Origin of the sequence: Nitrospirillum amazonense (genome assembly GCF_007828035.1) — a bacterium.
Classification (GTDB): Bacteria; Pseudomonadota; Alphaproteobacteria; order Azospirillales; family Azospirillaceae; genus Nitrospirillum; species Nitrospirillum amazonense.
Genome location: NZ_VITV01000003.1, coordinates 307,442 through 319,993, shown reverse-complemented (window position 1 = coordinate 319,993; position 12,552 = coordinate 307,442). Strand labels below are relative to the sequence as shown.

Below are 12,552 nucleotides of genomic sequence, written 5' to 3'. Positions count from 1 at the left end.
GAGAAAACCCATGCGTTCCCTGATGTCCGCCGCGCGCGTCGCGGCCGTGCTGTTCTGCGCCCTGACGGGTCTGGCCCACGCCGAGACCGTCGAGATCCGCATCGACAATTTCACCTTCAGCCCGGCGGAGGTGCACGTGGCGCCGGGCACCACCATCGTCTGGATCAACGCCGACGACATTCCCCATGCCGTGGCCGCCAACGACAAGTCCTTCAGGTCCAAGGTGCTGGATACGGAGGAGAAGTACAGCCGCACCGTGGCGGGGCCGGGCACGATCGATTACTTTTGTTCCCTGCACCCGCATATGACCGGCCGCATCATCGTGGATGGCAACGGCTCGGATGGGGCCGGGGGGCATTAGGAGGCGGGCGCCTTGAGGGGTGATGAGACGGCGGACAGGACCCGCCGCTTCCAGGACCAGGTGCTGATCCACCTCGACGCCGCCTATGGCCTGGCGCGCTACATGACGCGCGACCCGGCGGCGGCGGAGGATATCGTCCAGGACGCCTTCCTGCGGGCCCACCGCGCCTTCGACGGCTTTCGCGGCGGCGACGCCAGGGCCTGGCTGCTGACCATTGTGCGCAACAATGTCCGCAGCTGGGCCGCCGCCCGCCGTGACCGGGCCGAGCAGGCCCTGGAGTCGCTGCCCGGGCAGGGGGCGGAGATCGCCGACGACGCGGCGCCGACGCCCGAAGCCTGGCTGGCGGCGCAGGAGGATGCGGCCGACCTGCGTGCCCTGATCGAGGGACTGCCGCCCGCCTTTCGTGAAACCCTGCTGCTGCGGGAGATGGAAGAGATGTCCTATCGCGACATCGCCGCCGTGACCGGCGCGCCCGTGGGGACTGTCATGTCGCGGCTGGCCCGCGCGCGCGACCTGCTGGCCGCCGCCTGGCGGCGGCGAGAGGCTGGAGAGACGAGATGACGGCATGCCCGGACAAGGCGGAGCTGCTGCACGGCCTGCTGGACAACGAACTGGATGCGGCCCACGCTCGCGAGCTGGAGGTGCACATCGCCACCTGCCCGGTTTGCGCAGAAGCGTTGGTGGAGCTGCGGGCCCTGCGCGCGCTGCTGGCTGATCCCGCCCTGCGGCCCAAGGCGCCCGCGGCCTTGCGCGCCCGCATCCTGGCGGACATCGGCGCTGTCGATCCGCTGCATCATGTCAGCAAGTCTCAAGGCCGGCCCCGGTCCCGGCAGCTGCGCCGCTGGGGCGGGGCGGGGGTGGGTGTCGCCATCGCCGCCAGCCTGCTGTTGCTGATGGTGGCCCCGTTCGGGGGCGACGCGGCGCTGGAGCGGGAACTGGTGGCGGGGCATGTCCGCTCCCTTCAGGCGCAGCACCTGCTGGATGTGCCGACCAGCGACCACCATACGGTGAAGCCCTGGTTCGCCGGCAAGTTGGATTATTCCCCGCCCGTGCCGGAACTGGCGGCGGCCGGCTTCCCCTTGCAGGGCGGGCGGCTGGACTATTTGGCCGGCCGGCCGGTGGCGGCCTTGGTCTATCGCCACGGCGCCCATGTCCTGAACCTCTATGTCTGGCCCGACGATGGGCCCCGCCAGCCGGCCTTCGAGGCGCGTGATGGCTACAACCTCATGAGGTGGCGGGACGGCGGCATGGCCTACTGGGCGGTGAGCGACGTGGGTGTGGAGGAGATGCACGCCTTTGCCACAGCCCTGGCCGGGGCCGTCGCGGCCCAGAATCCTGGCAAACCTTAGCGCGAAACCTTCGTGCGTTCCGCGTCGAATTCCGGACTGGTATGGTAACGTCGCCTTGACAGCGCTTCTCCCTGGCCTCTAATGTTAGCGTTAACAAGGGCCGCCTGGCGATAACGCACCTTGGGAGGAGTTCAAGAGATGGGGTACCCGGTCGATACGCCGGTGCAGACTACGCACGACAGCATTTTTCCTGAGGACAGCGCGGACGCCGTTCTGTTGGGCCGTATCGACGCGGGCGAGGGGCCGACGCCCATCCTGATCCGCAACGGCGAGATTTTTGACCTGTCGGGCGTGGCCCCGACCGTGTCCGAACTGATGAACCGTCTTGAGCCCGGCCAGATCCCCGAGGGCAAGTCCATCGGCCGCGTGGCCGACTGGAACCTGAACCCCACCTGGGCCGGTGGCACTAAAGGCGCCAAGCTGCTGACCCCCATCGACCTGCAGTGCATCAAGGCCGCCGGCGTCACCTTCGCCGTCTCCGCCCTTGAGCGCGTGATCGAGGAACGGGCGCGCGGCGATGCCGGCAAGGCCCTGGAAATCCGCCAGGCCCTGTCGTCCCGTGTCGGCACCGACCTGCGCCTGGTGAAGCCCGGTTCCGAGAATGCCGCCCGCTTGAAAGAGGCGCTGATCGCCGACGGCCTGTGGTCGCAGTACCTGGAAGTGGCCATCGGTCCCGACGCCGAGGTGTTCACCAAGGGCCCGACCCTGTCCGCCATGGGCTGGGGTGTGGAGATCGGTGTGCGCGCCGACAGCCACTGGAACAACCCGGAGCCCGAGGTGGTGATCCTGTGCGACGGCCAGGGCCGCGCGCGTGGCGCCACGCTGGGCAACGATGTGAACCTGCGCGACTTTGAAGGCCGCAGCGCCCTGCTGCTGTCCAAGGCCAAGGACAACAACGCGTCCTGCGCCATCGGGCCCTTCGTTCGCCTGTTCGATGACAAATTCACCATGGACCACGTCCGCGAGGCCGTGGTGCACCTGAACGTGACGGGTGAGGACGGCTTCGTCTTGGATGGCAAGAGCACCATGTCCGAGATCAGCCGCGATCCGCTGGACCTGGTCGGCCAGACCCTGAACAAGAACCACCAGTATCCCGACGGCTTCGCACTGTTCCTGGGGACGCTGTTCGCGCCGGTCGAGGATCGCGACGCGCCGGGCCGCGGCTTCACCCACAAGACCGGCGACATCGTCAGCGTCTCCAGCCCGCGCCTGGGCACCCTGGTCAACAAGGTGGTGCCCTGCCACGAGGCGGCGCCCTGGACCTTCGGCCTGACCGAACTGATGCGCAACCTGGCCCGCCGCGGCCTGCTGAACGGGTGATGCCGCTGGCGTCACCCACCCAAATCCGTTCTTTTGGGCAAACCCTTTTCTGTTGGGCCTGAAATACATCATGACGCACGCCATCTATCCCAGCCTGCGGGGCAAGCGGGTCATTGTCACCGGTGGCGGCTCCGGCATCGGCGCCGCCATCACCGAGGCGTTCGTCCGTCAGGGCGCCCAGGTTTCCTTCCTGGATATCGCGGAAGCCGATAGCCGCGCCCTGGAGCAGTCGCTGGCCGAGGGTGCGGAGCACGCGCCCAAGTTCTATAAGTGCGACCTGACCAACCTGGATCAACTGAAGGCGACGCTGGCGGAAATCCAGAACGCCGGCCCGGTCGACGTGCTGGTGAACAACGCCGCCAACGACGACCGTCACACGATCGAGCAGATCACGCCGGAATACTGGGATAACCGCATGGCGGTGAACCTGCGGCACATGTTCTTCGCCAGCCAGGCCGTGGCCGCCGGCATGAAGCAACAGCGCAGTGGCGCCATCATCAACTTCGGGTCCATCTCCTGGCATGTGGCCTTGCCCGAGTTGCTGATCTACCAGACCGCCAAGGCCGGTATCGAGGGCATGACGCGGGCCCTGGCCCGCGACCTGGGTGAGCACAACATCCGCGTCACCTGTGTGGTGCCGGGCGGCGTGCGGACGGAACGCCAGATGCGTCTGTGGCACAACCCGGAAGAAGAGGCCCGTATCCTGTCGCAGCAGTGCCTGAAGGAACGGGTGGATCCGCCGCACGTCGCTGCCATGGTGCTGTTCCTGGCCTCCGATGATGGCCGGATGTGCACCAGCCACGAATACTTCGTCGACGCCGGCTGGCGCTAAGGATTGGGGCCGGTGACGATGGAGCCGCGCTGCATCTGGGCTTTGGGCGCCACCTTGGGGGAGGGACCGGTGTGGTCCCCCCGGGACCGGGCCCTGTGGTTTGTGGACATCAAGAAGCGGCAAATCCACCGCTTCCGCCCCGCGGATGGTGACACCCGCAGTTTCGACGCGCCGGACCAGCCGGGCTTCGCCCTGCCGCGCGCTGGGGGTGGTTTGATCGTGGGTCTGCCGGGCAAGCTGGCCCGTTTCGATAGCGAAACGGGTATTTTCGAACCCCTGGTGCCCCTGGAATGGGATCGGGCGGGCAACCGCCTGAACGATGGCTTCGTCGATGCCCAGGGCCGGCTGTGGTTCGGCTCCATGGATGATGCGGAAGAGGGGCCGACCGGCGCCCTCTATTCTTGGACCGGGACGCTGAAGCGCCACGTGGACGGCATCGTCATCACCAACGGACCCTGCACCAGTCCGGACGGCCGCACCTTCTATCACACCGATACCCTGGGCAAGACCATCACCGCCTACGACCTGTCGGCCGACGGCACGCTGGACAATGGCCGCCTGCTGATCACCATCGAGGACGGGGCCGGCTGGCCCGACGGAACGGTGGTGGACGCGGAGGGCTGTCTGTGGGTGGGCCTGTTCGGCGGCTGGGCCGCCCGCCGCTATTCCCCGGCAGGGAAGCTGCTGCAGGTCGTGCGCTTCCCCTGCGCCAACATCACCAAGCTTGCCTTCGGCGGCGATGACCGCTTGGATCTCTACGCCACCACCGCCGCCAAGGGCCTGAGCGACGACGATCGCGCCGCCCAGCCGCTGGCTGGCGGCTTGTTCCACTTCAGGGCCACCGTGCCGGGCCTACCCCCGGCGGAGATAGCGTATGGTTGACCGTCCTTCTGTGCGATTCCGCTCCCGCGATTGGTTTGACGCGCCGGACCGGATCGACATGACCGCGCTCTATCTGGAGCGCTTCATGAACTACGGCATCACGCCGCAGGAGTTGCGCTCCGGCAAGCCCATCATCGGCATCGCCCAGACCGGCAGCGACATTTCCCCCTGCAATCGTATTCACCTGGATTTGGCCAAGCGCGTCCGCGACGGTATCCGCGACGCTGGCGGCATTCCCATGGAATTCCCGGTCCACCCCATTTTCGAGAACTGCCGTCGTCCGACGGCGGCCATGGACCGGAACCTCGCCTACATGGGCCTTGTCGAGATCCTGTACGGCTATCCCATCGACGCCGTGGTGCTGACCACCGGCTGCGACAAGACCACGCCGGCCGGCATCATGGCCGCCAGCACTGTCGACATCCCGGCCATCGTCCTCTCGGGCGGCCCCATGCTGGATGGCTGGCACGAGGGCGACCTGGTGGGGTCCGGTACCGTCATCTGGCGCAGCCGCCGCAAGCTCGCCGCTGGCCTGATCGATGAGGAAGAGTTCCTGGACGCGGCCGCCTCCTCGGCGCCGTCCGCCGGCCATTGCAACACCATGGGCACAGCCAGCACCATGAACGCCGTGGCCGAGGGCCTGGGCCTGTCGCTCACCGGATGCTCCGCCATTCCCGCGCCCTACCGTGAGCGCGGGCAAATGGCGTACGAAACCGGCCGGCGCATCGTCGACATGGCCTATGAGGATCTGCGCCCGTCCAAGATCCTGTCGCGCGAAAGCTTCCTGAACGCCATCAAGCTGGTGGGCGCGCTCGGCGGCTCCAGCAACGCGCAGCCGCACATCAACGCCATGGCCCGCCACGCCGGCGTGGACCTGACGGCCGACGATTGGCGCATCCACGGCTATGACGTGCCGCTGCTGGTCAACATGCAGCCGGCCGGCAAATACCTGGGTGAACGCTTCCACCGCGCCGGCGGCGTGCCCGCCGTGATGTGGGAGTTGCAGCAGGCCGGCAAGCTGTTCGACAAGGCCATGTCGGTCACCGGCCGCCCCATCGGTGAGAACCTGGCGGGCCGGGAAAGCACGGACCGGGAGATGATCACGCCCTACAGCCAGCCCCTGAAGGAGCGTGCCGGCTTCCTAGTGCTGAAGGGCAACCTGTTCGACTTCGCCATCATGAAGACCAGCGTGATCTCGGAAGAGTTTCGCCAGCGTTACCTGAGCCAGCCGGGCCGCGAGGGCGTATACGAGGGCCGCGCCATCGTCTTCGACGGTCCGGACGATTACCACGAGCGCATCAACGACCCGGCGCTGAACATCGACGAACGCTGCATCCTGGTGGTGCGCGGCGCCGGTCCGCTGGGCTTCCCCGGCTCGGCCGAGGTGGTGAACATGCAGCCGCCGGACGCGCTGCTGAAGGCTGGCATCACCAGCCTGCCCACCATCGGCGACGGCCGCCAGTCCGGCACCTCGGATAGCCCATCGATCCTGAACGCTTCGCCGGAGAGTGCCGCGGGTGGTGGACTGGCCTGGCTGCGCACCGGCGATACCATCCGCATCGACCTGAACCAGGGCACCTGCGACATGCTGGTGGACGATGCCGAGATCCAGAAGCGCAAGGCCGATGGCATCCCGGCCACCCCGCCCAGCTACACGCCGTGGCAGGAGATGTACCGCCAGACCGTGGGCCAGCTGGACAGCGGCGGCTGCATGGAACCGGCGCTGAAGTACCGGGGTGTCGTGGCCCACCCGCCGCGGCACAACCATTGATCTGAAGGATACCGGTGCCTGGCGACGTCTTGTCCGGGGCGCCGGTGGTGATCTGAGGTGCAAGGGCGTCCCCGTTCCAGGTGGAGTGGGGGCGCCTCGCTTTAGGACAAATGGCGGGCGACCTGGCCCGTCGGGGAGGAATGAATGGGCAATAAGCAAGGCGCACTGTCGCTGACGACGGGCCTGACACTGATCGCCACCCTGGGCGGTCTGCTGTTCGGGTATGACACCGCCGTTATCTCCGGCGCGATGGACAGCATCGATATCAATTTCATCCAGCCGTTGAACCTGGCGGAAACGGCGCATGACAGCCTGAAGGGGCTGACCATTTCCAGCGCCTTGGCCGGTTGCGTGCTGGGCGGCTTGGTCGCCGGCAAGATGGCCGACCGTTTCGGCCGCAAGCCGACACTGATCGTCGCCGCCCTGATGTTCCTCATCTGCTCGCTGGGGTCGGCCTGGCCCGAATTCGGCCTCGGCACCATCGGCCAGATGGGCCCGGATGCGCTGACGCCCTTCAACATCTACCGCATCATCGGTGGCATCGGCGTGGGCATCGCCTCGCTGGTTTCTCCCCTCTACATCGCGGAGATCGCGCCGGCCGAATCCCGCGGTCGTCTCATCTCCTTCAACCAGATCGCCATCGTCGGCGGCATGGTGGGCGTCTATTTCGTGAACTGGGCCATCGCCGGCCTCGGGGACGAAACCTGGCTGCACAGCACAGGCTGGCGCTGGATGTTCGCCTCCGAAGGGCTGCCCTCCATCCTGTTCGCCGTCCTGTTGCTGTTTGCCCCGGACACCCCCCGCTACCTGGTTATGCAGCGCCGTGACAACGAGGCCTTGGACGTGCTGAAGCGCCTGGGCGGCGCCACCGACCCCAAGGTCACGCTGGTCGAGATCGAGGAAAGCCTGGTCGTGACCAACGAACGCCTGTTCGCGTTCGGCGGCTTGGTGGTGTTCGTCGGCATCCTGCTGTCGGTCTTCCAGCAGTTCGTGGGCATCAACGCCGTGCTGTACTATGCCCCCCAGATGTTCAAGAACATGGGCATGGATACCAATGCCTCGCTGTGGCAGACGGTCATTGTCGGCATCGCCAACGTGGCCTTCACCCTGGTGGCGACCGTGTCGGTCGATCGCCTGGGCCGTAAGCCCCTGCTCATCGCCGGCGGCTTGGTCATGACCGTTTCCATGTTGGCCCTGGGCACGCTGTTCGCCACCAACCAGTTGGGACTGGTGGCGCTGATCGCCATGCTGGTTTATATCGCTGGCTTCGCCTTCTCTTGGGGCCCGGTGGTTTGGATCCTGCTGGCCGAGATGTTCCCGAACGCCATCAAGGGCAAGGCCCTGGGCATCGCGGTCGCGGCGCAGTGGATCGCCAACCTGGTGGTCACCTGGTCCTTTAACGTCATGGACGGCAATTCCGTGCTGAACGCCCATTTCCATCACGGTTTCGCCTACTGGGTCTACGGGGTGTTCAGCCTGTTGTCCGCCCTGTTCGTCTGGCGCTTCGTGCCGGAAACCAAAGGCCGGAGCCTGGAAGCCATCCAGGAGCTGTGGACCCACAGACCCCTGCACAGCGCCGCCCAGCAGGTGAGGGCCGCGCGGTCATGATCCGATCCTTCGGGACGACCAAGGACGGTGCGCCGGTCCGGGCAGTGACGCTCGGGCCGGCGGACGGCCTACAGGCGGAGGTGCTGACCTTTGGCGGCATCCTGCGGCAGCTGTCAGTGCCTGGCCCCAAGGGCCGGCGCAACCTGGTCCTGGGCCTGCCGGACGTGGCGGCCTATGAGAACGATCCCGCCTATCTGGGATGCCTGGTGGGGCGCTATGGCAACCGTATCGCCAACGCCCGCTACATCTACCAGGGCCGCACCGTGGAGCTGGTGCCGAATGAGGGCGTCAACCAACTGCACGGCGGTCCGGGCGCCTATGGCCGCAAGGTCTGGCGTCTGCAGGATTTCCAGGGTGGGGCGGACTCCTGGCTGGTGCTGGGCCTGACCTCCCCGGATGGGGAGAACGGCTTCCCCGGCACCTTGGAGGTGACGGCGGAAATCACCATCAGCGGCGGTGACCTGACCCTGCGCTTCACCGCCATCGGGGACGCGGACACACCGGTCAGCCTGACCTGGCATCCCTATTTCAACCTGGCGGGCGATCCGCAGGTGGCGGCGGACCGGCAGATGCTGCGCCTACGGTCCCAGCATTTCCTGCCCGTGGGCCCCGGCCTGATTCCCACCGGCGCGCTGGAGCCGGTGGCCGGAACGGCCTTCGACTTCCGCCGGCCGCGCCTGGCGACACCGCGCCACAATCATCCCCAAATCTTCCAGGCCGGCGGCTACGACCATTGCTTCGTCCTGGACCGGGACGACACCTGGGACGAGGCGGTGGACTGGGCCGCCACGCTGTCCTCGCCCGACAGTGGCGTCAGCCTGCGCCTGCATACCGACCAACCGTCGGTGCAATTCTACGGCGGCCAGGGTCTGGCGTCCCAATACCCGGGCCTGGGCACGGGTGTTTGCCTGGAACCCCAGGCCTTCCCCGATGCGCCCAACCAGCCGTCCTTCCCGGACACCATGCTGAAGGCGGGTGACCGCTACAGCAGGATGATGCGTTTCAGCATCAGCTGGTGAGCCGCCTGGCGGCATGTATTGACAAAGGGTGCCCATCAAGGCGTCATCGCCCGCGATGGACACCCTTTTTCTTTGCGCCGCCGCGGCTGTGGCTGTCTTCGCCGCCACCAACATCGATGACCTTTTCATCCTGGTGGCGCTGTTCGCCGGGGGGCGATGGCGTGCCCGGGACATCGCGGCGGGACAATTCCTGGGCATCGCCATCCTGGTGGCCGCCGGATTGACGGGGGCCCTGGCTGCCCTGGTGGTGAATCCGGTCTGGCTGGGATTCCTGGGGGTGGCGCCGATCCTGCTGGGGGTACGTCTGTTGTGGCAGGGCGGTACTGAGGGGGAAAGCGACGCGCCTGCTGCCCAGGGCGGCGCATGGGCTGTCGCCGCTGTCACGGTAGCCGGGGGCGGGGACAATATCGGTGTCTACGTGCCGCTTTTCGCCGCGCAGGACGCCAGCCAGATTGTCGTGACCGTGGCGGTGTTCGCTGTGCTGACGGGCGCCTGGGTGGCCCTGGCCCATTGGCTTGCCACCCACCCGTCGGCCGGGCCGCCGGTACGGCGCTGGGGCGGCCGGCTGCTGCCCTGGGTGTTGATCGGCATCGGCGGCTGGGTGATCGCCGATGCGGGAACGTTTGCGCTGGTCCGGTCCTGGTTGGGCTGAGTTCGCTTTGAGGCGGCCTATGCGGGCGCGCTCAGGAATGTTCGGCGGCGTTTCGGCTTACGGGCAGGGACCGAGGCGGCCCAGATTGGCCGCCGCCTTGTCATAGCCGGGATTGAGGCGCAGAGCGGTGTGCCAGGCCTCCGCCGCCTCAGTCCGCCGTCCCAAGGCGAGCAGCACGGCGCCCAGGCTGTTCCACGCTTCGAAAAAGCCAGGCTCCGTCGCCAACACCTGACGCAGCACGGGCTCCGCCTCCATCGGCCGTTGCACCTGGTGCAGCAGCACGCCCAGCAGGTGCAGGGCGTCGCCCCGCGTCTGGGCGTCCGCCGGCCCATCAGCCAACAGGCGGCGGTAGGCCGCCTCCGCCGCGTCCATCCGGCCGGCCTGGTGCAGGGCCAGCGCGTCGTTCAGGGTTGGCGGCGGCGCTAGTGGCGGGGAGACGGCGGCCGCGTCCACTGCCAAGGCCGCTAGGGCGTGAACCATGCGTTGGATCACGTCGGCCAGGGTCTCTTCCTCCCTGGGCGCGGGGAAGATGCGCATGGCGGGGTACCAAGGGCGGACCATGGTGCCCAGCCCGCTCCAGTCCTGGCTGGGTGTGGAGATGCGCCAAGTGGGCACGCCCAGGCCGGCGGCAATCTCCCCCACCGACGTGGGGGCGGTCAGCACCAGGTCGAGGGTGGAGATGAGGGCGGCCGCCCCCTCCAGGTCGTCGCGCTGGTCCAGGTCCGGCCAGTCGGCGATCTCCAGGCCCCGGGCGCGTGCCTGGGGTATTTCGACGGCGGCGATGTCGCGGTTGTACTGCAGGCTGACCAGGTGGATGCCTGGCACCTGGGCCAGGGGCAGCCAGTCGGCCAGGGTGGTGTAGCTGATGGCCCGCTCCGCCGTCAGCAGGCCGCTGGTCCAGCACAGCCCCACCTTCAGTCCCGGCCCAAGGGCCGACACCCGCCGTGTCCACAGGGCGACACGCTCGGGATCGGGCTTCAGGAAGGGGCGGGCGGCCTGGAAGCTGGCCAAGGTAGGCCGGCAATAGCGGGCCAGGCTGCCGGTGGGCAGTTGCGTCGTGGCCGTGGCGGTGCGCGGATCGGCGGAGGTGTCCCGCGACCCGCTGCGGGCCACCGCCGCCGGGCGGCCCACCACCGTTATGGGGCCGAATGACCGGGCGAACAGCGGCACCAGCCGCTCGTCGCATTCAAGCAGGATGTCGGTGCCGGCGGCGCGCACGGCGGCGCTCAGGCCGGCGGCCAGGTCGGGCACCTGGCTGGCGAACAGGATTTCGTCGCCCAGGCCTTGTTCACCCCACAGCAGCAGCCGCCGGCCCAACAGGCTGTCGCCTTGCCACACCGGCACCGGGAAAGACCGGCGCACGGAGGGAAAGTGGCTAACCTTCCAACGGCTTTCATGCAGGGTCCAGGCCTCTGCCCCCGGTCCCCGCAGCAGCAGCAGGCGGGCCAGGTTGTAGCGGGCGTCGTAGGCTAGCTGTTCGCTTGTCCCAGGCTGGGCCAGCAGACGGCGCAGCTCTTCCACCGCCATCGCTTGCTGTTCCAGCGCCTTGTAGGCCAGCGCCAGATTCATGCGGGCGCCGCCGTTGGCGGGATCCAGGGTGACCGCCTGACGCAGGGCCGCGCGCGCCGCATACATGGCCTGCTGGTCGAACAGCATCTTGCCCAGGTTGGCGTAGGCACCGGCGAAGGTGGGATCCAGGGCGATGGCACGGCGCCAGTGGGCCTCCGCCACCAGGGGCTGGCCATTGTCACAGGCCACCAGGGCCAGTCCGTTCTCCGCATCGGCGGCGAGGTCGGCGGGCAGGCCGGGCAGGGCGGCCAGATGGGCATAAGCGGCGCCGGCCTCCGCCATGCGGCCCGCCTGCCGCCGCTGCTCCGCCACGTTGGCCCAGGCGGGGGCGTGGGCCGGCAGCAGGGACGCCGCCCGCTCGGCGGCGGCCAGCGCGTCGCTCGCCTGGCCCAAGGCGGCTGTGGCCACGCTCAAGGCCAGCCAGCCTGTGCCATCGTGTGGCCATCGGGTCACCACCTCCCGGTATAGGGTGGCCGCGTCCATCATGCGGCCGGCGGCCAGGGCGGCCTGCGCCCGCCCCAGCAGAGGCGTGCTCATACTTGGCCGTCCCGCTTCCGCAGCAGGACGCGCAGAGCGGCCAGGAAGCGCTCCGCCGCCATGTCGGCGGGCCAGGGCTCCCAGGGTATGCCGGCGTATTCCTGATGCAGGGGATCATCGTCCAGGGGTTGGTAGGGAATCTTGAGGGTGCGGCGGATTTCGTCCCGCGACCAGCCGACCACGTGCAGCGCTTCGCTGGCGGCGGCGATGCGATCAGCCCGCTTGTGGTTCTTCTTGGTGGTCAGGTTCCAGGCCGGGATCTGGTACCGCAGGGTGATCGCTCCCTCCAGCCGCGCGGCCAGGGCCTTGTACTCCGGCCCCAGAAAGGGCTTCAGCGGTGAAATGGCGTCGAAACCCAACAGGCCCTCATCGGCGTCGTGCAGCAGTTCCCGCAACTCCGCCGCCGGGCTCAGCGGCTTTTCGGCCTGGGCGCGCGACAGGGCCAGCACGGTCAGGGAATGCTGGGCCACCGACAGGGGCAGGGGCCAGCGGGAGTGCCCACCCCAGCGGTAGGTGCGGGCCAGGCCCATGGCCAGGTCCTCGTCATCCCAGTCCAGGGGCGTGGGCGCCAGCAGGTTCAGATGGCGCCGAGAAGGCAACCTGACCCAGGCCCGTGCCTCACCGCTCATGCCTGCCGCCTCCCTCCGCGCCC

The 12,552-nt window shown here is 68.2% G+C and carries 12 protein-coding genes; 10 read left to right on the top strand and 2 right to left on the bottom strand.

Annotated features, from left to right (window positions below; translation table 11 throughout):
- Nucleotides 1-10 precede the first annotated feature (10 nt).
- From FBZ87_RS09390 to FBZ87_RS09345, 10 genes are all read left to right on the top strand, one after another.
- On the top strand, nucleotides 11-361 hold the full coding sequence (locus tag FBZ87_RS09390) for a cupredoxin domain-containing protein (protein ID WP_145610079.1): 351 nt from the start codon (nucleotides 11-13) through the stop codon (nucleotides 359-361).
- 12 nt (nucleotides 362-373) lie between these two features.
- Complete coding sequence (locus FBZ87_RS09385; RefSeq protein ID WP_186454671.1) at nucleotides 374-922, top strand: sigma-70 family RNA polymerase sigma factor; 549 nt, start codon at nucleotides 374-376, stop codon at nucleotides 920-922.
- Nucleotides 919-1,710, top strand: a complete 792-nt coding sequence (locus FBZ87_RS09380; protein ID WP_145610078.1) for an anti-sigma factor family protein — start codon at nucleotides 919-921, stop codon at nucleotides 1,708-1,710. The genes FBZ87_RS09385 and FBZ87_RS09380 overlap by 4 nt, the downstream gene beginning before the upstream one ends.
- A 138-nt stretch (nucleotides 1,711-1,848) precedes the next feature.
- The gene (locus FBZ87_RS09375) at nucleotides 1,849-3,030 is read left to right on the top strand and encodes a fumarylacetoacetate hydrolase family protein (RefSeq protein WP_145610077.1); all 1,182 of its coding nucleotides are present in this window, start codon (nucleotides 1,849-1,851) and stop codon (nucleotides 3,028-3,030) included.
- Between the two features lie 70 nt (nucleotides 3,031-3,100).
- Nucleotides 3,101-3,862: a D-xylose 1-dehydrogenase gene (gene xylB, locus FBZ87_RS09370; RefSeq protein WP_145610076.1), complete on the top strand. Its 762-nt coding sequence runs from the start codon at nucleotides 3,101-3,103 to the stop codon at nucleotides 3,860-3,862.
- An 18-nt stretch (nucleotides 3,863-3,880) separates the two neighbouring features.
- Nucleotides 3,881-4,744: an SMP-30/gluconolactonase/LRE family protein gene (locus FBZ87_RS09365; protein WP_186454709.1), complete on the top strand. Its 864-nt coding sequence runs from the start codon at nucleotides 3,881-3,883 to the stop codon at nucleotides 4,742-4,744.
- Nucleotides 4,737-6,515 carry an IlvD/Edd family dehydratase gene (locus tag FBZ87_RS09360; RefSeq protein WP_145610074.1) on the top strand — a complete coding sequence of 593 codons (1,779 nt, stop codon included), beginning with the start codon at nucleotides 4,737-4,739 and terminating at the stop codon, nucleotides 6,513-6,515. The genes FBZ87_RS09365 and FBZ87_RS09360 overlap by 8 nt, the downstream gene beginning before the upstream one ends.
- Nucleotides 6,516-6,659: 144 nt before the next feature.
- Nucleotides 6,660-8,123 carry a D-xylose transporter XylE gene (gene xylE / locus FBZ87_RS09355; RefSeq protein ID WP_145610073.1) on the top strand — a complete coding sequence of 488 codons (1,464 nt, stop codon included), beginning with the start codon at nucleotides 6,660-6,662 and terminating at the stop codon, nucleotides 8,121-8,123.
- Nucleotides 8,120-9,142: an aldose epimerase family protein gene (locus FBZ87_RS09350; protein WP_145610072.1), complete on the top strand. Its 1,023-nt coding sequence runs from the start codon at nucleotides 8,120-8,122 to the stop codon at nucleotides 9,140-9,142. The genes xylE and FBZ87_RS09350 overlap by 4 nt, the downstream gene beginning before the upstream one ends.
- Nucleotides 9,143-9,197: 55 nt before the next feature.
- The gene (locus FBZ87_RS09345; protein ID WP_145610071.1) at nucleotides 9,198-9,794 is read left to right on the top strand and encodes a cadmium resistance transporter; all 597 of its coding nucleotides are present in this window, start codon (nucleotides 9,198-9,200) and stop codon (nucleotides 9,792-9,794) included.
- Nucleotides 9,795-9,851: 57 nt separating this feature from the next.
- Here FBZ87_RS09345 and FBZ87_RS09340 read toward each other — a convergent pair whose 3' ends face one another.
- Both FBZ87_RS09340 and FBZ87_RS09335 read right to left on the bottom strand, forming a co-directional pair.
- The gene (locus FBZ87_RS09340; protein ID WP_145610070.1) at nucleotides 9,852-11,900 is read right to left on the bottom strand and encodes a tetratricopeptide repeat protein; all 2,049 of its coding nucleotides are present in this window, start codon (nucleotides 11,898-11,900) and stop codon (nucleotides 9,852-9,854) included.
- The gene (locus FBZ87_RS09335) at nucleotides 11,897-12,529 is read right to left on the bottom strand and encodes a phosphohydrolase (RefSeq protein WP_145610069.1); all 633 of its coding nucleotides are present in this window, start codon (nucleotides 12,527-12,529) and stop codon (nucleotides 11,897-11,899) included. Before FBZ87_RS09335 ends, FBZ87_RS09340 begins: the two co-directional genes overlap by 4 nt.
- Between the last annotated feature and the right edge of the window lie 23 nt (nucleotides 12,530-12,552).

What these genes read in the sequence shown, in the direction of transcription:
- FBZ87_RS09390 (WP_145610079.1), top strand. Translation starts at nt 11, where the DNA reads ATGCGTTCCCTGATGTCCGCCGCGCGCGTCGCGGCCGTGCTGTTCTGC.
- FBZ87_RS09380 (WP_145610078.1), top strand. Translation starts at nt 919, where the DNA reads ATGACGGCATGCCCGGACAAGGCGGAGCTGCTGCACGGCCTGCTGGAC.
- FBZ87_RS09375 (WP_145610077.1), top strand. Translation starts at nt 1,849, where the DNA reads ATGGGGTACCCGGTCGATACGCCGGTGCAGACTACGCACGACAGCATT.
- xylB (WP_145610076.1), top strand. Translation starts at nt 3,101, where the DNA reads ATGACGCACGCCATCTATCCCAGCCTGCGGGGCAAGCGGGTCATTGTC.
- FBZ87_RS09365 (WP_186454709.1), top strand. Translation starts at nt 3,881, where the DNA reads ATGGAGCCGCGCTGCATCTGGGCTTTGGGCGCCACCTTGGGGGAGGGA.
- FBZ87_RS09360 (WP_145610074.1), top strand. Translation starts at nt 4,737, where the DNA reads ATGGTTGACCGTCCTTCTGTGCGATTCCGCTCCCGCGATTGGTTTGAC.
- xylE (WP_145610073.1), top strand. Translation starts at nt 6,660, where the DNA reads ATGGGCAATAAGCAAGGCGCACTGTCGCTGACGACGGGCCTGACACTG.
- FBZ87_RS09350 (WP_145610072.1), top strand. Translation starts at nt 8,120, where the DNA reads ATGATCCGATCCTTCGGGACGACCAAGGACGGTGCGCCGGTCCGGGCA.
- FBZ87_RS09345 (WP_145610071.1), top strand. Translation starts at nt 9,198, where the DNA reads ATGGACACCCTTTTTCTTTGCGCCGCCGCGGCTGTGGCTGTCTTCGCC.
- FBZ87_RS09340 (WP_145610070.1), bottom strand. Translation starts at nt 11,900, where the DNA reads ATGAGCACGCCTCTGCTGGGGCGGGCGCAGGCCGCCCTGGCCGCCGGC.
- FBZ87_RS09335 (WP_145610069.1), bottom strand. Translation starts at nt 12,529, where the DNA reads ATGAGCGGTGAGGCACGGGCCTGGGTCAGGTTGCCTTCTCGGCGCCAT.